This is a genomic window from Dyella japonica (assembly GCF_040545895.1).
Classification (GTDB): Bacteria; Pseudomonadota; Gammaproteobacteria; order Xanthomonadales; family Rhodanobacteraceae; genus Dyella; species Dyella japonica_D.
On record NZ_JBEPMU010000001.1, the window covers coordinates 381,505 to 404,819 of the forward strand.

The 23,315-nt window shown below is 59.6% G+C and carries 21 protein-coding genes; 10 read left to right on the forward strand and 11 right to left on the reverse strand.

The window, feature by feature from the left end:
• Positions 1-455: 455 nt before the first annotated feature.
• Both ABIC75_RS01755 and ABIC75_RS01760 read right to left on the reverse strand, forming a co-directional pair.
• Entirely contained in the window at positions 456-2,927 is a 2,472-nt protein-coding gene (locus ABIC75_RS01755; RefSeq protein ID WP_354012145.1) for a sensor domain-containing protein, read from the reverse strand.
• 846 nt (positions 2,928-3,773) lie between these two features.
• Positions 3,774-4,862: a site-specific integrase gene (locus ABIC75_RS01760; RefSeq protein ID WP_354012146.1), complete on the reverse strand. Its 1,089-nt coding sequence runs from the start codon at positions 4,860-4,862 to the stop codon at positions 3,774-3,776.
• Between the two features lie 105 nt (positions 4,863-4,967).
• Here ABIC75_RS01760 and ABIC75_RS01765 point away from each other — a divergent pair, with 105 nt between their 5' ends.
• Entirely contained in the window at positions 4,968-5,885 is a 918-nt protein-coding gene (locus ABIC75_RS01765) for a DNA-binding protein (RefSeq protein ID WP_354012147.1), read from the forward strand.
• Positions 5,886-6,553: 668 nt separating this feature from the next.
• Here ABIC75_RS01765 and ABIC75_RS01770 read toward each other — a convergent pair.
• On the reverse strand, positions 6,554-6,919 hold the full coding sequence (locus tag ABIC75_RS01770) for a helix-turn-helix domain-containing protein (RefSeq protein ID WP_354012148.1): 366 nt from the start codon (positions 6,917-6,919) through the stop codon (positions 6,554-6,556).
• A gap of 209 nt (positions 6,920-7,128) precedes the next feature.
• Here ABIC75_RS01770 and ABIC75_RS01775 point away from each other — a divergent pair, with 209 nt between their 5' ends.
• From ABIC75_RS01775 to ABIC75_RS01805, 7 genes are all read left to right on the forward strand, one after another.
• Complete coding sequence (locus tag ABIC75_RS01775; protein ID WP_354012149.1) at positions 7,129-7,299, forward strand: hypothetical protein; 171 nt, start codon at positions 7,129-7,131, stop codon at positions 7,297-7,299.
• Entirely contained in the window at positions 7,296-8,459 is a 1,164-nt protein-coding gene (locus ABIC75_RS01780; protein ID WP_354012150.1) for a replication initiation factor domain-containing protein, read from the forward strand. The genes ABIC75_RS01775 and ABIC75_RS01780 overlap by 4 nt, the downstream gene beginning before the upstream one ends.
• A gap of 20 nt (positions 8,460-8,479) precedes the next feature.
• Positions 8,480-8,764 carry a hypothetical protein gene (locus tag ABIC75_RS01785; protein WP_354012151.1) on the forward strand — a complete coding sequence of 95 codons (285 nt, stop codon included), beginning with the start codon at positions 8,480-8,482 and terminating at the stop codon, positions 8,762-8,764.
• A 206-nt stretch (positions 8,765-8,970) separates the two neighbouring features.
• On the forward strand, positions 8,971-9,183 hold the full coding sequence (locus tag ABIC75_RS01790; RefSeq protein ID WP_354012152.1) for a major capsid protein: 213 nt from the start codon (positions 8,971-8,973) through the stop codon (positions 9,181-9,183).
• A gap of 437 nt (positions 9,184-9,620) precedes the next feature.
• Complete coding sequence (locus ABIC75_RS01795) at positions 9,621-10,754, forward strand: hypothetical protein (RefSeq protein ID WP_354012153.1); 1,134 nt, start codon at positions 9,621-9,623, stop codon at positions 10,752-10,754.
• A 1-nt stretch (position 10,755) separates the two neighbouring features.
• Positions 10,756-11,043 (forward strand): DUF2523 family protein, encoded by a 288-nt coding sequence (locus ABIC75_RS01800; RefSeq protein ID WP_354012154.1) that lies wholly within the window; start codon positions 10,756-10,758, stop codon positions 11,041-11,043.
• Positions 11,043-12,203: a zonular occludens toxin domain-containing protein gene (locus tag ABIC75_RS01805; protein ID WP_354012155.1), complete on the forward strand. Its 1,161-nt coding sequence runs from the start codon at positions 11,043-11,045 to the stop codon at positions 12,201-12,203. Before ABIC75_RS01800 ends, ABIC75_RS01805 begins: the two co-directional genes overlap by 1 nt.
• A 243-nt stretch (positions 12,204-12,446) precedes the next feature.
• Here the strand turns inward: ABIC75_RS01805 and ABIC75_RS01810 are convergent, their stop codons facing one another.
• The 4 genes from ABIC75_RS01810 to ABIC75_RS01825 all read right to left on the reverse strand — a co-directional run bounded on the left by ABIC75_RS01810 (position 12,447) and on the right by ABIC75_RS01825 (position 16,987).
• On the reverse strand, positions 12,447-12,941 hold the full coding sequence (locus ABIC75_RS01810) for a hypothetical protein (protein ID WP_354012156.1): 495 nt from the start codon (positions 12,939-12,941) through the stop codon (positions 12,447-12,449).
• A gap of 879 nt (positions 12,942-13,820) precedes the next feature.
• Entirely contained in the window at positions 13,821-15,056 is a 1,236-nt protein-coding gene (locus tag ABIC75_RS01815) for a hypothetical protein (RefSeq protein WP_354012157.1), read from the reverse strand.
• On the reverse strand, positions 15,053-16,192 hold the full coding sequence (locus tag ABIC75_RS01820; protein WP_354012158.1) for a nucleoid-associated protein: 1,140 nt from the start codon (positions 16,190-16,192) through the stop codon (positions 15,053-15,055). Before ABIC75_RS01820 ends, ABIC75_RS01815 begins: the two co-directional genes overlap by 4 nt.
• A gap of 435 nt (positions 16,193-16,627) precedes the next feature.
• The gene (locus tag ABIC75_RS01825) at positions 16,628-16,987 is read right to left on the reverse strand and encodes a hypothetical protein (protein ID WP_354012159.1); all 360 of its coding nucleotides are present in this window, start codon (positions 16,985-16,987) and stop codon (positions 16,628-16,630) included.
• Positions 16,988-17,240: 253 nt separating this feature from the next.
• Here ABIC75_RS01825 and ABIC75_RS01830 point away from each other — a divergent pair, with 253 nt between their 5' ends.
• On the forward strand, positions 17,241-18,335 hold the full coding sequence (locus ABIC75_RS01830; protein ID WP_354012160.1) for a hypothetical protein: 1,095 nt from the start codon (positions 17,241-17,243) through the stop codon (positions 18,333-18,335).
• A 31-nt stretch (positions 18,336-18,366) separates the two neighbouring features.
• Here the strand turns inward: ABIC75_RS01830 and ABIC75_RS01835 are convergent, their stop codons facing one another.
• Genes ABIC75_RS01835 through ABIC75_RS01850 form a run of 4 tightly spaced genes read right to left on the reverse strand, consistent with a single transcriptional unit; the run spans position 18,367 to position 22,384 of the window.
• Positions 18,367-19,242 (reverse strand): TniQ family protein, encoded by an 876-nt coding sequence (locus ABIC75_RS01835; RefSeq protein ID WP_354012161.1) that lies wholly within the window; start codon positions 19,240-19,242, stop codon positions 18,367-18,369.
• Entirely contained in the window at positions 19,239-20,144 is a 906-nt protein-coding gene (locus tag ABIC75_RS01840; RefSeq protein ID WP_354012162.1) for a TniB family NTP-binding protein, read from the reverse strand. Before ABIC75_RS01840 ends, ABIC75_RS01835 begins: the two co-directional genes overlap by 4 nt.
• Positions 20,145-20,154: 10 nt before the next feature.
• Positions 20,155-21,927 (reverse strand): Mu transposase C-terminal domain-containing protein, encoded by a 1,773-nt coding sequence (locus ABIC75_RS01845; RefSeq protein WP_354012163.1) that lies wholly within the window; start codon positions 21,925-21,927, stop codon positions 20,155-20,157.
• Positions 21,917-22,384, reverse strand: a complete 468-nt coding sequence (locus ABIC75_RS01850; protein ID WP_354012164.1) for a TnsA endonuclease N-terminal domain-containing protein — start codon at positions 22,382-22,384, stop codon at positions 21,917-21,919. Before ABIC75_RS01850 ends, ABIC75_RS01845 begins: the two co-directional genes overlap by 11 nt.
• Positions 22,385-22,946: 562 nt before the next feature.
• Between ABIC75_RS01850 and ABIC75_RS01855 the strand changes: the two genes are divergently transcribed.
• Positions 22,947-23,168: a hypothetical protein gene (locus tag ABIC75_RS01855; protein ID WP_354012165.1), complete on the forward strand. Its 222-nt coding sequence runs from the start codon at positions 22,947-22,949 to the stop codon at positions 23,166-23,168.
• Positions 23,169-23,315 lie beyond the last annotated feature (147 nt).

The window sequence follows — 23,315 nt, forward strand, 5'->3', positions numbered from 1 at the left end:
TGAAAGGCAGTACCCGATGGCTGTGTTTTACGCAGGAGCGACTTCACGGCTTGGCTGCCGTCTACAGGTATACGCACTCGACTCTCACTTGGATTCAACCTGAAGCCCAAACATTGGCGATTGCCCAGGAAGCGTGCTGGCTGGTCACGGCGCCAGGGGCGGAGAAGGGCTCGGGCGGGCCAAAACGCAAGCGAATCGCCCCTTTCGTGCAATGGCACCAGGTGTGCACCGCGCCGACTTCGATGCCGCTAGCCTTGTCTTCCGTGCGAATCGGGGTGCATCCAAACCCGGCAAACGTTCGGGACGGCGGCATGGCTCGACAGTGTGCCGCCGCATAAGAACAGCATGAGCCAGCGGAGCTGGCCCAAGCAGGTTGGGGCAACGGGCTGTATGGAGGTGCTTCGACATCTGGCTGGACAAGCGGCCGCGACGGTACAAGCGGAACTGGCGTGCCCTCAGTGAAGAAAGGCCACGAAATCTTCGGGCGGCACAGCCTCGCCGCATATATAGCCTTGATAATGAAAACAACCGTGCCGGTATAGAAAATCCTTCTGCTCGGACGTCTCTACGCCCTCGGCCACGGTCTTGATGCCAAGATTCTTGGCAAGGGAAATGATCATGCGCGTGATAGTCGCGCCACGGCCGCCCTCCTGGATCCCCCGTATGAACGAGCGGTCGATCTTGATCTCGTCCAGTGGCATCCGCTGCAGGTAACTCAACGAGGAATAGCCCGTTCCAAAATCATCCAGTGCGAAGCGTATGCCACGTTCGCGCAACAACATCATGCGCTCGATGATGGTCTCAATGTTTTCGGCGAATAAGCTCTCGGTCACTTCAAGCACAAGTCGAGATGGGTTGGCGCCAGTGCGCCGGAGCACGTCCAGTGCACATGACACAAACCCGAGGTCATGCAATTGCCTCACGCTAATATTCACCGACAAAGTCAAGGCTTCTGTGCGCGGATTGCAGGCCCAGGCGACAAGCTGCCGGCAGGCCGTCTCAAGCACCCATTCACCAAGTGGCAGGATGAGCCCCGTGGCCTCGGCAAGGGGAATGAACTGAGCTGGTGGAACGTCGCCGCGAGTAGCGTGGCTCCATCGCAAGAGAGCTTCGGCACTGACCGTGCGGCCATCACTGTCGATTTGCGGCTGCAGGTACATCTGCAAGCGTCGCGCATGGAAATCAGTGCGCAGGTCATGCTCCAGCGCCAGGCGCTCCTGCATCGCCACTTCCATGGCCTTGTCGTATACGCAGAGTTTGTTCTTGCCGGTGGACTTTGCATGGCACAAGGCCAGGTCGGCGTGCTTTAGGGTGTCTTCCGTGCCACGCACGCCATAGTCGAACAAGGCAATGCCCACGCTCACGGTGCAGAGATAGCTTGCGTCGCCCAACGCATAGGGCAGGGCAAGTGCGCTCCAGACGTTGTGGGCCACGTTCTCGGCGGCTTGCAAAGCTGATGAGGGATCGAGCCCAAGATCGCCGAGCAGCGCTACAAACTCGTCGCCGCTGAGTCGCGCCAGCACATCGTGCGTGCGGACGCATGCTTGCAGACGCAGCGCCACTTGCTTGAGCAGCAGATCTCCAACGGCATGCCCCATCGAATCGTTCAGGAGCTTGAAATTGTCGACGTCGACGAAGAGGATAGCGCCCCAGCCGTGCGTCGACGCAGGCAGGGCCAGCATGTCGTCGAGCTGCTCCATCAACTTTCGACGATTCGGCAAGCCGGTGAGAATGTCGTAGTACGCCAATCGGTAGATCTGATGCTCGGCTTCCTTGCGTTCGGTCAGGTCGGTGTTTGCGCCTGAAACGCGCATGGCCTTGCCGTGAACATCGCGCAGGATGAAACCGCGCGACAGCACCGGCACATAGTGTCCCTTCCGATGACGAAGCCGAAATTCCAGTTCATAGCTCTCGATGACGCTGCTCAGTAAGTGTTCGAGCGTCGAGCTGATACGTCGTGCGTCGTCCGGGTGCAAGCGCCGCTGCCAAAGATCCCGGGTTGCTGGTAGCGCATCGGACGTCAGTCCGAGCATTTCCCACCAGCGTGGCGAGTAATAGATCTCACCAGTGGTCAGATCCCAGTCCCAGGCGGCGTCGTTGGTACCGCGTAGCACCAGGCTCAAGCGCAGCTCGGAATGCTTGAGCGCACTCTCGGCCTGCTTCAGACGGGTCACGTCGGTAAAGCTCACTACTACTTCGGTTGGCTCACCGTTCTCGTCGAGGTTGGGCGCGGCGTTGCATACGACCCAGACCAGTTGCCTGTCGGCGTTGCGATGCAAGCCAATGACGTATTGCGAGACGGGCGCCCGGGTTCTAAGCACCCGGGCTACAGGAAATTCGTTCAGCGGCAACGGCGAGCCGTCTTCGCGGACGAAATCAAAGTGCCTATCGGTGTAGAAGGCTCCCAGCAGCTCGTCGTATCGCATGCCAAGCATATGGAGCGCGGATTGATTGGCATAGATTATCTCCGTGCTGGCGCGATGGAGCACGATGCCCGCCTGAACATGTTCGAACAGAAAACGATACAGCCGCTCGCGTGAGGACAGCGCCTCCAGCGCGTTCTTATGTGCGGCGCTGTCGCGAGCAATGCCAAGAAATCCCAACAGCTCGCCTTGCTGGAAGATGGGTGTAATGGTCAGTCCATTCCAGAACGTCTCGCCAGACCGGGTGCGGCTGAGGATTTCGCCCGAATACGGCTTGTTGGCGCGGATGGCCTCCCGTATAGCGTCAACCTCGTTGGGGTCCGTGCCCGGCGCCTGCAAAACACTACAGGTAAGACCCTTCAGATCAGCGCTACTGTAACCGGTGAGGTCGGTAAACGATTGGTTGACGTAGAGTATGCGACACGCTTTATCGGTCAGCACGATACCGTCTGTCGCCATCGAAAGTATCGGCGCAATACTTCCAAGGTCCATCGCATTATCCATGGGCGTATTGTCTCATCTGATCCTGGCAATGCTTGCCGTGACCTTGCACAAAGCAGACGGCCGCCGTAACACTGCCCAACTACGCTACATTGCCGTTCGGGTGCTTACAACGGCGAGCAGAACCGGCCGATGGCTGCTGCTGGCATGAGCCTGACGCAGTACATATGGAAGGAAAGCTTCTTTAGTGGCGCCGCTTGGAAGTCACTGCCCGCAGCGCAAGAGAACACAAACAACCGCGACGCGTCGCCCGGCGTTGCGCCGGTTTACGCAGGCTCTATCAGACGCAAGCGCTTGGGGTAGGCCGTTGATTCAGTCGGCTGCACTGTATAGCCAGCACACCGTTGCATGATGATCCTTCGCGCGATGAGGCTGCCTCGAACATGAAATCCTGCAGCTGGCCCACAAAGGGTGGTTCGATCTCGTTGTGACCTGCCGCCTTCAGTTCACATCGATTAGGGCAAGTTATCAAGGGTAGGCGAGCGCCGCTTTCGGATTGCTCAAAAGAGCAGGCCTCAGCGTATAGCTTAGGCGGCGATCGCAATGATGGTCAGCCGGCGTAGGTATTCGTCCCGGCCAGCGTTGGACATGACGATGACTAAATGGGTCGACGGGATTACAGAGAGGCGATCTGATGCCTTCTTGAGTCCCCCTGTGCCGCACTTGACTCGGCTTCCCACGCTTCCCATGTGGCTAACGTCGCTCCATGAATGCGCTTTTGGTCACGCAGAGAGTACCGGAGAGCCTTGCTGCTTGAGCATTCCACCGAAGTTGTCGGGATGATTGCCGGAGGTATCTCCAGCAATTCGGGGAATGGGGGAGTGCCCCCGTCATGCCCACCTAGCTTGCCTACGGCTCCTCAAGTAGTCGCGCGGCTGGGTTGCTCGTCGCACCGCCGGTCTGAAAGTACCCCATTACGCTCGACACCGCTCGGTGCTCAGTCATCGCCATGATCGCGGGCAGCGGCACACCCTGACGGCTCGCCTCCGTGACGAACCCCGACCGCAGGCTGTGCCCACCAAAGTCCCCCTCCAGGCCCGCGAGCTTGGCGCGGCGCTGCACAATCTCTCCCACGGCCGCCGGGGAGAGGGCAGGGCCGACTCGCTGCTTCCACAATCGTCGAAAAATCGCCCCCTCTGTGATGCCGGCGGCGGCCAACCAGGCCTCGAGCGCCTGGGCGGCGCGATCCAGGACGGGCTTGTCCGGAGTGGAGGTCGCTGTCACGCCGGCCTGCTGCGTCTTGCTGTGTTTCAGCCGGTAGATGAAACCCTGCGGGCCAATTCGGCGCAGGTCACGCAGGTCGGCGGCCGCCACTTCACTGCGCCGACGTCCACCGCTAGCGAAGGCAAAGCAGAGCAGGGCACGATCGCGCAGACCTTCCAGGCTCTCGTCGCAGGTGGCGAGCATCGCCTCGAGCTCGGCCAAGGTGATGGCCGTCTTCTTACGCGGGCGTTCGCCGCGCTTGACAGCCGCCCGGGCGGCCCGACTGAGCACCGTACGGATGGCAGGCTGCTCGCACGGATTGGTCACGTGTTTGAGTCGATGCGCGGTCGACAGCACCGCGACCCGATGTCGAACCGTCGCCAGCGTCCAGGGACCGGGCTTGGCTTTCAGTCCCGCCGCGACCAAGGCCTGATCGACGGCCGGCGGCAGCTCCCAGGCCAGCTCGCCGTCGGCCGACCGGCGCACCACGTGGTCCACCACGAATTGCAGCACGGTGGCTTCGGGCACCGGCAACGTCAGCTCGACGCCGTAGCGCGCGGCGTGCCAGCCGGCCCAGTAGCGCAGGGCGCTGGCATAGCTACGCGTGGTGTTGGCGGCCGCGGCTTCGGCAAGCAGTTCGCGCACGGCGTCGGCTGCCTGTTGGGCCAGCTGGATCGGCAACGCCAGGCTGGAGGCTGGCTGCGCCAAGGTCGGAATCGGTGAAATACCTTTCATAATATGTAATGTATACTACGAAATAGCGCTCGTACCCACGATAATCATCACTTATCGCGAGTACGAATCCAAGCGAGTAGGGCGCCGATCGAGGAGAGCCATTTCATGGCACGAGGCATCACCCAGGACCAGGTCAACGCAGCCGCAGACGCCATCCTGGCCTCGGGTGAGAATCCGACGGTGGAGAAGGTGCGGACCGAGCTCGGTACCGGTTCGCCCAATACGGTCACTCGCATGCTTGATAGTTGGCGTGGCCAGCTTGGGGCGCGGCTGACGCAGCTGAGCACCCTGCCGGAGGTGCCTGACCTGGTGGGGCAGGCGATGCTTGCACTGTGGCGTCTCGCCACGGAGCATGCGGAGCGCGCCATCGAAGGTCGTTTCGCCAGTGAGCGTACGTCGCTTGAAGCTGCTCGAACTCAATTGGCTGCGGAGCGCGAAAGCTGGGGAGCTCGCCTGACGGAGGCCGAAACTAATGCGGCCCAGGCGCAAGCAGCCCGAGAGCTAGCTGAGCACGTCTGTGCCACCCTGGATGGCCAATTGCAGGATAGTCACGCCCTGCGCGCCGACCTCTTACAGCAGCGCGATCGTCTGCAGGATCAGCGTGACCTGCAATCTGAGCAATTCCAGGCGCTTCAGGCTCAGTTGGACGAAACCCGTACTGCACTCCAAACAGAACGCGAACGCCAAGAGGCTCACATTCGTGCCGTCGAAGATCGCTCTCATCGTGAAGTCGACCGTGCCCGACAAGATGCAGGACAGTGGCAGCAACGGTATGAAAGCGCACAACGAATGCATCGGGATGCCACTGCGGCAACGGAAAGTCGGTGCGACTCACTTGGTGCCCGCGTGCGCGAACTTGAGCAAGAGACTGCACGCCAAGCAGGCCAAATCGTGGGATTAGAAAAAGCGCTGTCGGCGGCGCACGTGGCAGCGGCCAAGCCAAAACGTCAGATTTCCCCGAAAACCAAATCCCCCACGCGCAGCACGCCAAAGAAGCCGTCGGGACGCCAAGCTCGGAAGTAGCTCTACGTCAGAGGGCGACCGAATAAGCGGACATGACACGATTAGCGGACAGGCGACAGAATTAACGGGACAGCGACACCGGCGGGGTTCACCGAACCAGCTGGCCTAGGGTTGTTGGCTGTCTGCGGCCGACGGTCCAATGCTCTTGGCTGTTTCGTACCATGGCCCAAGGTTTTTGGCAGACATTGCACAAGTTGTCGGTCGATGCGGCTCAAGTTTGATGGTCGCAGCCAAGCGTCCGCTTTCCCCGAAAGCAAAGGCGTCCACACGCGCTCGCACACCAAAGAAGTCGCCGGCAGGGTCAGGCCGCAAATAGCTTGATGTCAGAAGACGACCGAATAAGCGGAAACGGCGTTGCGCTCGATGAGTCTGGGCCGGCCCAGACGTGTTGGCGATTCAGCACCGATGGATCAGGTTGGTCGGCAGTTCAGCGCAATGGCGTAAGTTGGTTGGCGGACATTGCACAAGCTGTTGGTCGACGCTGCTCAGGTTTCATGGCTGCAACCAGTGACGATGGCTCTGGCCGCATCTGCCGGATGCTACTGATTGCGTTACATCGCTGGACTTCCACAGATCTCGCTAGAAGTAACGTAATCACTTAGCGGGACGTAACAGAAACAGTAGTTTCGGCTGGACACCGCGACGCTTGGACGGCCGCGCTGGATCATCTATAATTTCGCATAATGTATAGCAGGGGCGAAAACGAACGCGGAGACGGCGTGCGTATCGACTCCGTGTCGCAGTATCAGGAAGGCGGCAGCAATTGCCGCAGCTGCCTGAGCCAGCCGAAGCCACACCTTGCGGTCGCCCTCGGTGCGGCAGCGTTCGGCCTCGATTAGAGGTAGCCATCGAGATAGCGGCTCGCCTGTCGCTTTGCACATCGTTTCGATGGCCTCGGCGTTGGGGTGTGATGTTCCCGCCCTCCAGTTGCTGACGGCTGGCCGGGTTACATTTAGCTTGCTCGCCACTTCGCTGAGCGTACGCAGCGATAGCTTTTGCATATAGATATCGAGCAAACGATCAGAATTACTCATGGTCAAGGACCTTGACTGGTGGAGGGTCAAGGCACTTTACTACGCCCTATGGTCAACAGTCTTGACCATAAGGGGAATTCAATGGTCGTTCTGGCTGCACTGTGCGCTCTCTGCGCGCCTCTCATCCTCCTGGCTTTGTTCCTTCTCGCGTGGCGCATCTGCGCCTACGCAGGCCGGCAGGCCTCCCTCCGCTCGGCGGGGTGGCTACTGTGACCGCCTTCCAGGTCGAGATGATCGTTTTCGCCGGCCAGCAGTGCGAGCGTCATATGGCGCTTGAGTCTGCCTACGTTTCTGCCGGCATGTTTCTCGACGCTGCTGAGTGCGCTGAGGTTGCTGAGCAAGAGAGCGCCTACGCGTTTGAACTGGCGCGCCGGGCATGAGCGTCGAGCAGCGTTTGGCCGTCCAGGCGATTCAAGATGAATTGGCAGCGGGTGCGTTCGTTCGCGCCCGCGCTTTCATGGCGCAACGAGCCGCCGCACGGGAAGTCCCCTCAGCTAACAGGGGACTAAAGTCCTCAGTGGAAACGGTGGAACACGCTGCCAACGACGCGGCTCTGGCCATTGTGGACTTTCTGACGTTCTCGGCTCCGCTGACGGTGCTCAACGATCCTTTGCGCGACGGCGACTGGGGCGCTCGGCTTCGTGCCGAAGCGGCCAAGGGTTGCGAGACGAGCATCGAATTGCTTTGCCGCTACGTGGTGCAGGCGATTGCGCCGGATAGTGGGTTGCGCATCGACCCCCAGGTGCGTGGCTTCCGCAATTTCTACGCGAATCACTGCCGCATCCTGATGCCGTCCGGTGAGGTGTGTGGGTTTGTGGCGCTGGGTGGCGAATCGCAGCGCGGCACGTTCTGCGTGGAGCTGACCGGTGCGGGTTGTGCCCACGTCACGGCGTGGGCACACACCCGGTGTGTGGTGGAAGGGTGGGCGGCCAAGCTTTCCCGCGTGGACTGTGCGCACGACGATAGGGAAGGGCGGTACACCCTGGATGACGTGCAGCGCTGGCACAGCCAGGGTAAGTTCACGACCAAGGGTAGGCCGCCGGCTATTGGGTTCGCTGGCTACGCCGATGGCTCGGGCCAAACGGTCTACATCGGCAAGAACACCGGCAATCAGCAGCTGTGTGCTTACGAGAAGGGAAAGCAGCTGGGCGATCCAAGCAGCCCCTGGGTGCGCTTCGAAGCGCGTTTCGGCAGCAAGTATCGCGAAATTCCGTACGACATCCTTGAACGCCCGTGGGAGTACCTCGTGGGCCATTACCCCGTGTTGGAGTGGATCAGCCAGCGCAGCACGCGCATGGAAACGTCGATGGCGAAGGTGGCCGCGACGATGTCAAGCGCGTTGCGTCATGCGCGCAGGCAGTGCGGCCGCGTGGTGTTCGCCGTGGCCGAAGCCTTTCCCGAAGCGAACGATTTTGCCGATGCGATGGCAAAGCTACTCACGCGCAAGCAGCTCCCGGCGTGGGTGGCATCTGCTGGATTGGGAGCGTCTGTTCTTGCCCCGCTGTTGGGCTCTGAGATGCACAAATACATCAACGTTTAGACGTCCATAGGAGACGCACCATGAACCAGAAAACTCACTACACGATCCTGCGCGCTTTCAGCGAAGTGCGCGTGCAGGCTGGCAGGAAGGATCCGAGCAAGAACCACGGCTTCCAGACGTGCGGCATCGTCAAGGGCGAAGGCCGCGTCGAGGAATTTCAGCAGTACTTCGACCCGTCGAAGGCGTCGCACTTCCTGCCGCCGGGCGATTACGAGGTGCGGGCGACGGGCATCTACCTGGACCGCGATGGTCGTTTGCAGATGGAACGCGAGTTCGTTCCGTTGGCGAAGTCGAAGGCGGCGTAAGACGTGGGCACGCCCGTCGTTCAAGGTTGTGATTCGGCGGACGTCGATGCGACGACGGGCGTGTGCGCGCATCCGTATTGGGTGCAGCAACAGAACTTCTTTCCAGACCTCGACGCAACGTCGGGTGTCCTCATCGGTGTGGCGATCTTGACCTGCTGGGCCACGGCGTATGGGTTTCGATCACTCCGGCGGGTCGGAGACTGACCATGAAGAAGAACAGCAACAGCAAGCTCTATGCAGGTGCGGCCCTGGCCTCGACGGCGCTCGCTGGTGGTGCCGCGATGGCCGATGGCATCGACGTGTCCAGCATCGTGACGTTGATCGGCACGGTGGCGACTGCCGCCGGCCTGATTGGCGTGGCGGTGCTGGCGATGCACTACGGCATCAAGGCTTACAAGTGGGTCAAGGGCGCGGGCTAATCCGTCCCTTGGGGGTGGCGCGGGGCGCAGGCCCCGCGTCCTTTCTGGGCACGGAGAAACCGTATGGACGGCTATTTCGTACTGATGGCGTTGCTGGGGGCAGGATGGATTCTTTTTGGACCATCGCGCGACGACTGAGCCTCTCTGGGGCGTTTGGCGCGCTGTTGCTGTGCTCGGCGTTGTTGCTGCCGTCTCGCGCTGATGCTGCGGGGCCGACCTTCTCTAGCGCCTGGGCGTCTTGCATGGCGCAGGCTGCGACCTTTAACGGCGGTCAGAATCTCGGTTACCACTGCGGCGATCTAGGGCGTAACCTCACACTTCAGTCGTGTTTCGTAGGAATGTTCCCGAAGACGGGTAGTTACATCCAGTCCTGGCAGTACGACTGCTCTACAGAGCCGAACTCCAGCAACCCGTGTGCGACGCTCGGGTCGCAAACGATGAACATTAGTTACTCCGCGCAGCAGACCTTAGGTACGTCCGGCGCCACGTGGCAGACGGACTACACCACGGGGGCGCAGGTGCAGTGCCCCTTCACCATCTCCTACTCGAATTACTCGGCCTTGGCTGACAGCCAGGGGATGTTCCACGTGCAGGCAACGATTAGCTACAACGGCAATCCGTCGGGATCGGAGAGCAGCACGCCTACTGCCGGCACGTCCGTGTACAACGATGCGACGGGCAACCCGTTGGCGCCGCAGCCTGCGTCGGATGGCAGCTCTTCGCCCCAGCTGTGTGGCGGCACGAGTTGTGCTGACCCTTCGACGGGCAACGTGTGCTCTGTGGTTGGTGGAGCGCAGACGTGCACAAAATTTCCGGCATGGACGCCGAACATGACGGGGGGCTGCTCGGGCGGCAGCGGCGCCATTTGTGCGGGGTCGCCCACGGCGCCGATACCCTCCAAAGGGCAGGGCGGCGTGGTTGATCCGGCAACGCAGATTGCCGGCTCCGATAAGTACACCTCGCAGAATATGCAGACGGGGCAGGTAAGCACCGTAGTGGTGAACACGTACACCGGCGCTGCCGGGCAGACCGTGACCAATGGCGCTGGGCCGGGCGCTAAGGGTGCTGCGAATTCCTCGGGCTCGTCCAAACCCGCATCGTCGTCAACCTCTGCGGGTAGTGGCTACGGCTCGGGCGCGGACTGCAACTCGCCACCGGTATGCAGCGGCGATGCCGTGATGTGTGGCATCGGGCGTCAAGAGTGGTATGCCATGTGCTCGGCGAAGGCTTCCGCGGACACGTTGGATAAGCACCTTGCGGGCGACGGCAATGGTCCTCCGACGTTTGCCAGCGATAGCACGAAGTACGGCCAGGGCGACGTGTGGAGCGATCCTGACACGTCGCAGGATGGCACGGTGGGTGGGCAGGCGAACAAGGGCGTGTATGACCAAAGCGGGTTCGGTTGGGGTCGCGCGTGCCCGATCAAGGATATTCCGATTTCGCTGGGCACGCTGGGCTCGTTCAATGTGCCGGCAAGCAACGGCTGCGTTGTAGGGCAGTGGCTTAGCGCGTTGATCGTCGGCTTTGCACTGTTCTCAGCGGCCATGATTACCGCAGGCGGGAGGGGCTGATATGCCTATCGTGGTGGCGTGGATTGGCGAGATGCTGCTGAGCGTGGTCGGTCAGATGGCGATCAGTGCGTTGGTGAGCCTGGGCATTGGCTTTGTGGGTAGCAAGGTGGCTACCGGAGTGATTGACACCATCGGCATTAGCTCGATGCTTGGCGCGGCGGGACCGCTCGTTGACTTCATGGGCTGGCTGAAAATCGATGTGGCCGTCACGATTGTTTTGAGTGCGTGGGCGGGCCGCAAAATCACAGATGCGGCAACGGCGCACATCGTTGCCAAGAGGAAAAGCTGATGCCGGTCAAGGCGTGGACAGGTCTGCCGGGAGCAGGCAAGACGGCATGCATGGTGGCGGCGATTCTGCAGTTTAAGAAGGATCATCCGGAACGCCCTGTGTTCGCGATTAACATCAACGGTCTTGACCCGAGTGTCGCGGAACCGCTTACGCTCGAGCAGTTGCACAAGTGGTGGGAGCTTCCTCCGGGTGCGTTGATCTGCATTGACGAGTGTCAGGAGGATGATTTCTTTCCGCTGGACCGTGGCCAGCCGCCGGAGTGGGTGAAGCGCATTTCGAAGGTGCGTCACGAAGGCATGGATTTTTGGATGACGACGCAGCATCCGAATTTGATGTCTGCTTACGTGCGCCGTTTGATGGACCAGCACGTGCACTCGGTGCGTAAGTTCAACAGTCAGGTCGTGAGCCGCTTCACCTGGGGCCGTTGCATGGAGAACTGCGAGAAGGGCGCGGCGCAGAAGGTGGCGGTGCATACCGTCGGCACGCTGCCGAAGGAAGTGTTTGAGCTCTATAAGTCCAGCAACGCGCACAATATGAAAATGCGTGTGCCGTTTCGCGCCTGGATGTTGCCGGTGCTCGGCGTGGTCGCGCTGTGTGCTTTGGTGGCGATCCCGCTGGTGATCAAGAAGCTCAAGGCGCAGACCGATCACACGCCAACGGCCGCAGCGGGCGTTACCGCCGCGCCGGGCGCTAAGCCCGGTGCTCCCCAGGGGTCCGAGGCGGATCGCCTGCGCCGGGAGGATTTCGCTAAGTGGATGAAGCCGCGTGTTGACGGCTTGCCCTGGTCGGCGCCGATGTTCGACGGTCTGTCCGTTCGGTCGAACCCTCGCCTTTACTGCATCGCCGTGGATGATGGCCGCTGCACGTGCCACACGGAGCAGGGCACGCGCTACGCGGTGCCGGCGGACCGTTGCCGCCAGATCGCGGCGGATGGCCTCTACAACCCCTTTGCGGACGGCCTGGAACTCGCACGCAATGACGGTCAGAAAGGAGAACGCGAGTCGGTACAGCCGCAGGCGCCGACGAGCGTTCCTTCTGAACCGAATGGCGTTGAAATGACGGGCATCCGCAAAGAGCGTGTGACGGCCGCCGCCTATGATCCGCCCACGTACAAGGCGTGGAATTCGGACCCCTTCGGCGGTGGCAAGGGCGGCGGCTGACCGCTTCTGCTGGACGCACGTCCGGATACGCTCTCGGACGGTTGGCTGAAAAACAGCGCTCAGGATCCTGAGCACCGTTTTTCGAAGTCCGGTCATCGCCTCGCCAAACCCGCTTTTGCTACCCTGTTCGCAATGGACAGGGGATGGTCATGCGACAAGTGGATGTTGTGCTGAGCCTGCTGACGCTCGTAGCTGTGGGAATGGGTGTTGCCGCCTACCGTGCTTGGCACCCGGACTCTGAGGTTATCGAGCTCGCTTCCGGTACTCAGCCAGTTGAATCACCTCGGCCCTTCGTCGTGGCTCGTAAGTTGACGGCTGTTCCTGTTCCGCCTTTCCCGTTGCAAGCGAGTTCCGAGGGCGGCGTTCGGTGCTGGAAAGGCACGGTGTATCGTCAGACGCATTCGCGTTGGGTGCCCGTATATTCGCCGGACGGCCGGGCTGCTCTGTGCGAAATTCAAGCTGAGCCTGTTCGCCCTCAAAGCTCTGAAGCCAGCGACTGAAGGCGCGGATGTTGCTCGCGGTTATCCGGCTGGTTTTGAAGGATTCGCCGGGTGCGATGAGCCGGTTTTGCCGGATGCGCCAACCGGTCCAGGCGCCCGCGAAGTCGTGGCTGCAAGTGACCTGATCTTGTAGAAGCTGGGCGATTTGCAGCAGCGTGACCACTTGACCGGCTGGCGTCGTGAACTGTTGCAAATCGTTGTCGTAGAGCCAGTTTAAGCGGGTTCGGCGGCGTGGCATTGGCGCTTTCCGTGCGTCAGAACCAGTAGCCATGCCAGCGCCGTGCCAAGAGCCAGGGCTATGAACAACTTCGCATAATGTATATTATGTAAAATTATAGATATAGTGGCTCAAGCCCTGATGTCGGTGCTCTTTATAGATGGCACTCGCTCCTTATTGGCGTCACTTGCTTCATTGATGTCACCTCGGCGTCTAAAAGCCGCTTTTCCAGCTCTTAAGAGCGAAACCGCGCCCTAGAGCTGCAAATGCAGCTCTTAGCCCACCATGAGCTCCTAAAGCTTTCTCAGCCCTTGATTCCACCCTGATGTTTCATGTGGATGGTCAATCAGGAGGTTGAATCGTGCAGCCGTATGAAACGCGAATCATCACCAGGACGATCTTCCTGGCTGGACACGCGTTTGTGTATCAGGCGTGGTTCGAGGCCGCCGGCAAGGATTTCCCGGATCAGGAGTGCGCCGCTTTCAGGCATCGAATGCTATCCGCTGTACGGTGCCACCCTCCGGTACAGCAATGGTCGATCATTTTCAGGTCCTTACCACTTCCTTGCGGTCATACATTCACGCTTGAGGAACTGGCTTACTGCCATTTTCGGGATCAACTGGGCTGGCCGGTTAGTCCTGCCCATTTCACTGCTGGAGTTAGCGACGACATTTGACCAGCATGATGCCGACGACAAGTCAGGCGATAATCCGTGGCTACCACTCTCTCCTGCCGCCCGTATTGAATGAGTGCTACCGGGCGCAGACACTGAAGGTGAAGTCCAGGATGAGCAGAGTCTCTCTGCGTACTCCGGTCGAACTGAACACCAGTTCCATTGAGGTGTGAACACACCGCTGGTGCTGATCACCGCGACAGTGTTCTCCAACGTGGCTGGCGAATTCAGAATAAGAGCCGATTCGCCCATTCCAGTACATGAGACCTAACGGTCTCATTAAACTTAAGCGCGGTTGCGACCGTCGTCAGTCCAGCAGGCACCCACGCCAGAGTCCTCACGGTCCACAACGTTCGCCGGGAGAACTGAACTTGTGCATGGAATGCTCCCTTGGCTTCATCTAGGCGCTCTCGGACCACAAGCGGGGGGTGATCGGTCTTGAGGTTGATCGAGTCGAAGACGGTCTTAAAGGCATGCTCAATCCGACCAAGCTGGAGTCGCTGATTCTCCGTGAACCCGGAGAACAATACGGCGATCAGTAGCGCACCCAGGGTGAGCAGAATAGATTCGACGAGCGAAGCGGCATGATAGACACCTATGACGGCGACCAGACTGAGAGGAAGCCCCAGAAGCTTGCTAGAGCTTTCGCCGACTACGGCTTGGATCTTTGTTACGAAATCCACTTCGGCCTGGCTGATTTCCTTTCGCACCTTGTCGAATGAGAAGCGACTTATGTACGTGTCTACATCGTACTGGTACTTGGCGAGCACCTTGTCCCAGTGTCCGGCCAAGTAGGTCAAGTCCGCATTGTCATTAGTAGCTTCACCAAGCACGTCGGCGACAGCGAGGCGGAAAAGTGAGCGCCGCTCTTCTTGATGCAGCTGGCTAGTCGCCTCCCTGGTTGTTAGTGCCAAGAGCGGACCGAGTTCAAGATCGGGGAGCTCAAGGGTTTCTGCGGTAATGCGAGTGCTCAGTTGAATGGTTCTTGGTGGCGATTTCTCATCTGCTGGGATGACAAACAGCAGAGTCAGTGGATCGGTGGGCCCGGTCGCGACGCGATGACCAATCTCCGCCAAGCCTTGAACGAGCTCCGTAAGCTTTGTCAGTTTCCTTATGCCTGCCGGTGGCGACTCCTCACCCGCCGCATAGTCCAAATCAATGAGGTAATAGGCGGTCGGTACCACGCCTTGTCCGGGCCGCGGAGAGCCTTCAACCAAGGCGACTATCGAGTGATAAAAGCGTGCGTGCTCATTCGCAGCCAGCATCCACGAAAACAGAATGTGGTCCGGTTGAGTTATTTCGGGTGGCTCTGAAAAGTGGCCAAAATGCACCGCCAGTTGTTCGCATTTGCTAATCGCTTCGCGAAGTCGCTGGCCTGATTGCCCCTCGTACGTGAATGCCGAACCAGCAATGAGCGGCCTTCCGCTCGCTCGATAGAGTTCGACAACATCCGGAAACATCATTCCACCCCATCGAGTTGGCCACGATCTCTGAGCGTATCTTCAATCTTCTTGATCATGGGTACGGGGATTTGAGTCAAGGTCAAGGAGCGGCGTTGATGGTCATAGATAATTTCGGCATCCCTAATGCCGAGCGCATTGATCTCGAAATTAAGGTTCCAATGATCTGTGCGGGCAGCAATGCGTGCATATGCCTGAAGCGCCCGCTTGTTCACCTGAAAGTCTTCCGGGATCTGATTGTCCTCCTCATTGAGAAAAGCTTTTAGCCCTTCCAGGTGAACCACCTGCTCTATCGGCAGCTCACGAGCGACGACTTGCACGACATGATCCAGCGTAACCGTCGACCCATCTCCAAGACTATCAAGATAATCAATTAACGCCTGACGGGCTCGAGGCGCATACGGTGCGATAGCCTCTGTCTTTCTTACATATGCGCGAACGGCCTTAATGACGCCTTTGGTTGCCCGTGCGGATGAGACGCCCTTCTCACAACCCAACGCTTTTATGAAGTAGCCCGCAACGTCATCGCGCCCTTTCCGGTTGATGAAGCACAGGTAAGTCCGCTCGCGCGCGGACTCATCTGCTTCCTCATCCCCTTCGCGCTCGTCGCTTGCCTCTTCCTCGCGGTTAGTGATTGTTGCTAGATAGCTGTGAAGATTGACGCGGGCAGCCTGGTGGAGCTTCGACAGGTCGACCTCATTGATCTCCTCAGGCTCGAAATCCTCGGAGAGAGCGATGCCGTCTCGCTCTTTGATCATAGCCACGAGCAAATAGTCAACGTCACGGACGGTGTAAGCCGCGAAAAAAATGAAACCGCCTGTCGCAAAGCTCTCTTCGGCAGACAAGGCAGCCAGTTCCTCCATGGCCGTATGGGTTAACGCCACGAATTGCTCTTCCGTCAATTCACGCGAAAAAGTAGCGGTAGCGCCTGGGAACTGCCCCTCACGTCGCCGGTCGCCAAATTGCCCCCAATAAACCGCACCTTGATCTCGTCCAAGGAGCCCCGCCAAGAGCGAGGCCAGATGCAGCACCAACGGTTTGCTGGTGTCGAGTAGCCCTTCTCGGAGGTTTACTCGTGCAACCGTTGCCCCCCTTTCCTTGACGAGCTCATGAATGACGGCGAATTTTAGCTGGTCCATGCACCCATTCCCCTTGTCCGTTTGATGAAAGTGTAACGCTTTATCCGCCACCCTCCCTACAGCAGAACCCCCTCAGGACAGGCCGATCGCCTGGCCCCTCCCCGGATACTTCAGCGCTAGATCCCCTGCCCTAACTTCACTCGCCAGGCCCGCGGCCCTTCCGCGGCCGACGGCGTGATCCTACGACGGCTACGGAAGGGCCATGGGCCGTGCTCGCAAGCAGCAACTTAACCCTATGGGGTTCGGCCATTGTGCGATGCCACGCCGCGCTAGCGGACGTGGTCGCCTTTGGCGAGGACGTCCACAATGCAATTCCATGCCCTAATTATGGACCTTTGAAAACGCAGCACCTTGCAAAGAAGGGGGAGCCAATGCTGGCGCACTGCACTGGTTGGTTGTTGGCGACGCAACGCGTGTCCGTGCCGGTACGGCTCTTCAATAGTAATCACAGAGTCCGCGATCATATCGCTCGTAGGCATCGTTGATTTGTTCAGTGCTGGGAGCTTTATAGCCTGATTCGCACCCGTGTCGCATTCGATGGGCAATGACGTACCACCCTGTGAACTCACTGCGTTCTATGTGCAGATTACTGCGAGCCGCCTCGTACTCCGGCTCGGGTTGAAATGACCGCGTCAGACCAATTGAACGCATCCTAAGCACGGCAGCGTCAGCGGCATCAACTCCCCCGTCGGGATCCGTGCCATGCAGTGCGAATGTGGTCGCCCAGACCGATTGCTCCATCGGCACCATGCATAGCCATGAGGCCAAAATTTCATAGACATCTTTATCAGTCATGGTCGTCTCCCGAGGGCACCCTGTTTTTCCCGTCCTGTCACGACCTGGAACTTAGCCCCTCCCTCTCTCAAAGATTGAGCGGGTAGCATCATCGTCTTGTCCACAAAATTCGCTCCAACTTTGCGAGCGGCGAAATGGGTGATGAAACCCTGATTGATCAGCGGCGCATGGAATAGTCGCGTTCAAAATCGAATCTAACTTTGCGTAGAGTTCGAGGCGTTTGTCATGCGGTTACCTCAATAAGGAAACTGCGATGACCGTTCTCTCACCGACACTTCGACTCCGCCGTCAGCTCCTGAGGATGGCCGATACCCTCGCGAGTCGCCCCGAATTGGGAGACATGGACCTTGGCCAACAAGTGGTAGCGTTGCACGAAGAATGGGTGGCAAGCATGCGCGCACCTTCCCTCGTCAATGCTCGCTTTGCGGTCGCCCAGTGGGCGGATATGTGGTCGCACCTTCCAAGCGGCGTATCGCCAGTGAGTGCGGCCGGCATGAAGCCCTACGTGCAGCACCTGGAGATGGAGGGGCTATCCGCGCGAACGATTTGCGCGAAAATTTGCTTCGTGATTCGTTTCTTGCATGCTGTCGGCGCGTCCGAGGCAGGCGCCACACTCGCAAAACTCAAGCGAAGGCATACTCACAGCTATCGCTCTCAACCACGGATTAGTCGGGCCTTGGTGGTCAAGGAGATCGAAGTCATGCTCTCCCTGGTTGACATGGACGACCCGCGGCACGTGCAGGATGCGGCCATGCTTTTGGTGCTTTACGAGGGCCCTGCCCGTTCGTGCGAGATCCTAGGGGTTCGAGAGGGCCACTACTGGGCTGCATTGCCAGCTGCCATCTCGGACCTGACTCTCCACGCTGACGACTCTGCCGTCCTTCGGCTCAACAGTCGCAACACCTCGGGCCGTGACCAGATTGAGCTTTCCCCCCGGTGCGGCAGATACCTTCGACGCTGGGTCGAGCTAACCGGCCTTCAGGACGGGCATCTTTTTCGGTCCTTTGTACATGCCACGGTCGACCAGGTCACGGCACATCCGATGACGCGCCTGACGGCCAGAAAGCGACTCGTTGACTGGGTTAAACGTACGGGGCTACCGACAGAGGGAGTGACGCTTGAGTCCCCCCGCATGGGGCTAGCGACGGATCTCTTCCCTTTGGCCAAGAGCATGGATGATCTTTTGATCAGGACACGTTGGGGCAATCCATCATCCCTGCTCCGCGCCCTGAATGCACCGACAAGAAGTGGCGTCTATTCATCTGGTCAGGTTCAACTGACACCCAGCTCAACGGGGTATCGACGCAAGCCGGGGCTGGGCTCCCCCCAGCAGTCTTTCACCTTCTAGTGTCAGTCGGCTATCACACTTGCCCGACCCTTTAGGGGTCGGGCGGCCATAGAGGACAATAGCGCTCCGGTAGATCCGGCAGGAGCTGCCATCCGAGAAGCCATATCGCAGCGCGCCTGGCGCCGGGGTCTGCCAAGCTCTGAAGGTCGTCCCAGCGCGGCGTTTTCATCGCAGCCACAAGCGCGCAACGCGTATGTACGAACCGGCGCAACGTCGGCGGCACCATGACCCGATCGATCGACAGAGCATCACTACCCACGGGTTGGCCACGGCATGACTCGAGAAGACGCTGCTCGGCCGTGAATCGGTCGAGCAGCCATATGCTCGGCCATGGCGACGCGTTGAAATAAACGTCGTCGAGTGCGCGAGCCAGTCCATCGATCCAGTCGAGCAGTTCACCATCCGATCCGGACGGGCGTCTTGTGGCCGCGCGGCCCTCTGACTGGTGACTTAAAACAAGCGCCGTCACCCAATCGGTGTCGGCGCCCTCAAGGGCATGCGCGTACTGGAGTGGTTGGTTATGCATAGTGCATCGCGTGGCAAAGACGCGAGCCCAGGTCCGGCGATAGCCAAATGGACGACCGGCTGCATGGTCTTCCATCCAGCACGCCGGGCAAAATGCCCGGCGCGCCTCCCTGTTTAACCATCGGGGGCCAGTGTCTAATAAATGGTCTCGTAGCGACGCTGCCGAAACACCTAGTGCTCGCCCCACGCGCTGCAGAGCGGCCGCAGAAGGATGGTCCGGTGTACCAGAAGTGTCGAGCTCCTCGCCGTGCAGCCCCGCCCATAAGGCGTTTGCGTGAGTGTCGTAAAATGCGGCGGCGCGCCCCACGACGGACCACAACGTCTCATCGGGGCCGGGGCCCGGAACGAACCAGCGAGTACCTGTTGCCACAGAAGGCTTCATGCTGCCTTATCCAGCACGGTTTCTGCCTTCACCGCGGCCAGCGGTGGCTCCACATCGGCGCGCTCCAGCAATGTCACCGTGATGCATTCATCCCCCGTCTCCACCGCGTGTGCCGCGGCATAGCAGATGGTCTTAACGATGCGGTCCAGCACGCCACCCGACAACCTGATGATGGCTGCCATCATGGGCATGGAAGAAAGAAGCGATGGTTTGGCCAGAGGGAGAATGGCCTCCAGTGCATCCAGAAAGTTGACTAGGTACCCATCCTGCTTCCACACGGGAAGTTCGCGATAGCGGAAGCGCGCATTGAGGTGCTCATCCAGCTGCATCGCCCTGGGTGCTTCGGCAGTACCCAACGCCACGATGGGAATATGAAGCTCGTTCATAAGGAATTTGATCGTGTCCAGGGCGATACGCTGCTGCCTGGCCGTCGAAGTCAGAATGTCCTGGATTTCGTCCACCAATAGGAGCTTGACGCCGGCTGCCGCGCAGGTCTTTAGCACCATGCGCTCGCGATCACTGCCAACGTAATTCATCGCGTCGGGCACCTCGAGGGCACTCAGCATGCGGTTATAGAGTGTTTTGGCCTCCCTGGCACCGGTCATGCTTATAGTGAGGACGGGAAGGGTCGACGGTGCCTTTTCCGTTGCCGGCTGTGGAGGAAAGCGACGACGCACGGTGGTGGCGAGCATGGTCTTCCCTGAGCCAGGTTTTCCAGACACCACCAAGCCGCTTGCCCGCGTCTGCGGGGGCTGTAGGCAGAGAAAGGATATGTGGTCCATGATGGGCGCCAGTCGCTCGTGACTGATGAAGCGCTCTATCAGCATGCGACGAGCGCGTTCAGCGGGATCGAGGGAAAGCAGTGGCGCGATGTGCGGTGCGAGATGCGTTGTCTTTGTCATGGCGAAATCCTCAAATCCATTCTTCGACAATGAGTGCGGCAGTCTGGGGGCGTACGGCCGGTTGAATGGTTGCCATGGCCGGAGCCACCCTGTCGCTGGCATGTGTCTCGATGGACTTCTGCTTGGCCGCCACACGCCCCTGCCGGCGACGCGCTTTCTGCGTTTCTCGATGCGCCTGCGCTTCAATGGCATCACAGGTATCGAAGCCCTTATCCATCTCGCTGTTCATACGTGCCTTGGTGGCATCGTCCATACGGCGTAGTGCGGACAGGTCATTCGCAGCCACGCCGGCAATGGCGCTGGCGGTTACAAGCACCCCGTCGGGGCGTCGCACCCATACGCTGCCTCGACGGCGCGGGTCGTAGCGTACAATGACGCCCTCCTTCTGGTTGAGTAGCGGCCGGAGGCCGTCGTCCCAGTAGCGCGAGTTGTCTAGTTCAATGCCCGTTCGGCGCACCAACCGGATCACGTACGGAAGAAACGACATACGAAACTCGTCGGGATACGGGACCACAGTCGGCGGCCGGATGTACCCCTCGGCATCGGTATGACCCTCTTCCCACGCCACCCTCGGACTCACGCCCACGCTACGGTGGCGGCGAACGTGGTAGTAACGGCAGATCTTTTCCACGAGCCAACGTTGCAGCTCATCGAGCGTAAAACGCGCTCTCTTCTCGCTGTCGTAATCGGCGCGATCTTTGACATTGCTAAAGGTTGTACCAGGCACGAGATGCGCGATCTTCATGAGCGTACCAATCAGTCGCTCGATGTGCGCACCATAATGGGGCGTCCGCACAGGACGCCATTCGAGTTGGATGCCATGCTCTTCGCAGCCACGTTGCAGCGCCATGCTCCGGAAGTCCTTGCCGTTGTCCACTAGGATCCGCTCCGGCAAACCGTACATGGGCCACATGTCACCCTCTTCCTTCGGCAGGCAGGCGTGCTCGATGCAAAGCGAGACCGACACCGCCGATGGAGCGTCCATGCTGAGGTAGATGCCTAGCACGCAGCGGGTGGCTACATCGATGGCGACAGTTAGCCACGGTCGTCCCAGGACAGTCTGCCGGTCGTCCGTGAGCACGAGGACGTCGACGGGTGTGTGGTCGATCTGAATCAACTCCAGCGGACGATCCACTTTTAGCCGCCCGGGGCGGGGCTCCCAGATCTGTTTGGCACGCTTGGAGCCAAGTTGTGCTTTGCTCACATCCGGAGCCGACCGAGCCGCAATACGGGTTTCCACTGCTTTGCGCGAAGGCTCCGGAAGCGCGAGACGGCGGCAAAGGGATTGTGCACGCTCGACAATGTAGCTTGCCGGTGCCGGCTCTCTCTGCAGGAAGTACTTGTCGATCGCGTGCTGGATGACACGGTCGACCCCAGGCGCCATGTAGCTTCCACCTGGACGACGTCCTCTTTTTTCGCGAATCAGGCTGGATGTCCGAGGGTTCTTTAAATAGCGCGCCCGAGCGCGACGTATTTGGCGCACGCTGATGCGATGCCTAGCGGCAAGTTGACGCGCATCACCCTCCGGTAGCCCTTTTGTGAGCCAAGGACGAAGGTCCTTCGCCAAAGCACTGGCCCGCTTCCACTCAGCCTCTGGAACAAACGATGAGTCCGCAGCGGACGGTGTCTTAGTTATAGGCGTCAGTTGTGTGACGGCATACGACCGAATTTGGCCGTCCGCCATGTCGCGGGCGCGCACATGAGTGAGTGAATCGTAGCCATCAATCTCAACCACGCGTCCGTTGGCGACACAAATCTTTCCCGGCGTGAATTCATTCTTCATGGCCGAATCCTCCGACAACATCACGCTCCGTCAAACAAGCTGTTGCAAGGCCCAGGTGTCTGGCCACGCTGGCCAGTCGGTCGATAACAGCGGTATCCACACGCGACGCGGGCTTCACCTCGATGGCCGTCCAGTGATCGAAACCTCGGCGCCGAAGATGACGTGGTACCTGCTCGAACACCACCAGAAGGTCAGGCGTGTATCGACGACGCCGGCCGTGGTCTTGGTAGTGCAGCGTGAACGGTTGTGCGTGGATAGCCACCAGGTGAGGTTGGCGAGCGAGGTGGCGGACCACCTGGCTTTCCAGGCGACTCTCCACCGCAATGGCGGCTTTCAAGACGAACGGCACACGACCGCATACGTGAGAGGCACGAGACAACGGTATGGTGCGGCTGCCCCAGTCCAGTTTGTAGCTTTGCAATGCCGGTGATACTTGCAGAACGGAAGAATCGGACATATCGGGCTCCTGCTCGCGTTGGCGAGCGTCGACGTGGTCAAGCCCAATGCGCATAGCAACTGGGCGAGGACTCCCCTGCCCTGAGGTGATCTTGGTCAGCCTCAATGACGGAGAGGCTGGACGCTAGCGCCGTAGACAGGCGTAAAAAGATCGGAATGGTTTTGCGCTCGAGTGAAAGCGGCCATTGCGGCAGCTGCGCGGCAGGCAAAAAAGGATTCAGGCGCCGTCGTCTTGCGACCGATCTACTAGAAATGAAAAGTTCGCTGGGAGGCCGTCCGGAGGCGATCGGCGTCTTTGATAGTGGCGGCGTGGCGCTTCTGAGTCCCGTCGGGACTCATAATGACAACCTCTCGGTGTGCAACTAAGCGTTCAAGCGCCAAGCGGTACTTCGCACCGTCCGCTGGCGACAGATTACAGGTCGAGGCAAACAAGTCGCCAAGCCTGCACCTCGTGACCTGAATGCACCGCAGCTTGATGTAATCTGTAGCGAAATATTGGCTGGTATGGGTCGAGGAAGATGCCAGGCTCCCAGCTAAACAGCCGAGAGCCGTTGAGCAAAGACATGCCGCAATTCGCCATAGAAGTGGGTAGCGTTGAATGCTCAATCACCGTCCTGGAGCTTCCAGACGGCGCACTTTGGTATGCGCATATCGCTCGTGCTGGCTCGCTTCCGCGAGATATCAAAGGACGCGTTTTTGCCGCCGATCCAAATGAATTGTTGCGACAAGTAGTGCTTGAAGTGGAAGAAGCAGTGGTTTGGTTCTACGGAAATGCGGTCCACTGATCTCACTGAAAGCTAGGCATGCCTGGTACCGGCGGTGCGGCCACGTCTTCAACGAGAAGACTCTTCAGTTCATTCGGTTCGACTTAGGCCTGGGTTCATAGTAGAGCTGCACATCGCGTCCTGGGCCATTTCGCTCATCTTGCTTTG

Bases quoted from the DNA above. Each gene is read 5' to 3' on its own strand.
- ABIC75_RS01850 (WP_354012164.1), bottom strand. From the start codon at position 22,384: ATGTCCGATTCTTCCGTTCTGCAAGTATCACCGGCATTGCAAAGCTAC.
- ABIC75_RS01795 (WP_354012153.1), top strand. From the start codon at position 9,621: ATGAACATTAGTTACTCCGCGCAGCAGACCTTAGGTACGTCCGGCGCC.
- ABIC75_RS01780 (WP_354012150.1), top strand. From the start codon at position 7,296: ATGAGCGTCGAGCAGCGTTTGGCCGTCCAGGCGATTCAAGATGAATTG.
- ABIC75_RS01815 (WP_354012157.1), bottom strand. From the start codon at position 15,056: ATGATGTTTCCGGATGTTGTCGAACTCTATCGAGCGAGCGGAAGGCCG.
- ABIC75_RS01790 (WP_354012152.1), top strand. From the start codon at position 8,971: ATGAAGAAGAACAGCAACAGCAAGCTCTATGCAGGTGCGGCCCTGGCC.
- ABIC75_RS01765 (WP_354012147.1), top strand. From the start codon at position 4,968: ATGGCACGAGGCATCACCCAGGACCAGGTCAACGCAGCCGCAGACGCC.
- ABIC75_RS01840 (WP_354012162.1), bottom strand. From the start codon at position 20,144: ATGACAAAGACAACGCATCTCGCACCGCACATCGCGCCACTGCTTTCC.
- ABIC75_RS01760 (WP_354012146.1), bottom strand. From the start codon at position 4,862: ATGAAAGGTATTTCACCGATTCCGACCTTGGCGCAGCCAGCCTCCAGC.
- ABIC75_RS01830 (WP_354012160.1), top strand. From the start codon at position 17,241: ATGACCGTTCTCTCACCGACACTTCGACTCCGCCGTCAGCTCCTGAGG.
- ABIC75_RS01805 (WP_354012155.1), top strand. From the start codon at position 11,043: ATGCCGGTCAAGGCGTGGACAGGTCTGCCGGGAGCAGGCAAGACGGCA.
- ABIC75_RS01810 (WP_354012156.1), bottom strand. From the start codon at position 12,941: ATGCCACGCCGCCGAACCCGCTTAAACTGGCTCTACGACAACGATTTG.
- ABIC75_RS01825 (WP_354012159.1), bottom strand. From the start codon at position 16,987: ATGACTGATAAAGATGTCTATGAAATTTTGGCCTCATGGCTATGCATG.
- ABIC75_RS01770 (WP_354012148.1), bottom strand. From the start codon at position 6,919: ATGAGTAATTCTGATCGTTTGCTCGATATCTATATGCAAAAGCTATCG.
- ABIC75_RS01855 (WP_354012165.1), top strand. From the start codon at position 22,947: ATGCCGCAATTCGCCATAGAAGTGGGTAGCGTTGAATGCTCAATCACC.
- ABIC75_RS01845 (WP_354012163.1), bottom strand. From the start codon at position 21,927: ATGAAGAATGAATTCACGCCGGGAAAGATTTGTGTCGCCAACGGACGC.
- ABIC75_RS01835 (WP_354012161.1), bottom strand. From the start codon at position 19,242: ATGAAGCCTTCTGTGGCAACAGGTACTCGCTGGTTCGTTCCGGGCCCC.
- ABIC75_RS01755 (WP_354012145.1), bottom strand. From the start codon at position 2,927: ATGGATAATGCGATGGACCTTGGAAGTATTGCGCCGATACTTTCGATG.
- ABIC75_RS01785 (WP_354012151.1), top strand. From the start codon at position 8,480: ATGAACCAGAAAACTCACTACACGATCCTGCGCGCTTTCAGCGAAGTG.
- ABIC75_RS01820 (WP_354012158.1), bottom strand. From the start codon at position 16,192: ATGGACCAGCTAAAATTCGCCGTCATTCATGAGCTCGTCAAGGAAAGG.
- ABIC75_RS01800 (WP_354012154.1), top strand. From the start codon at position 10,756: ATGCCTATCGTGGTGGCGTGGATTGGCGAGATGCTGCTGAGCGTGGTC.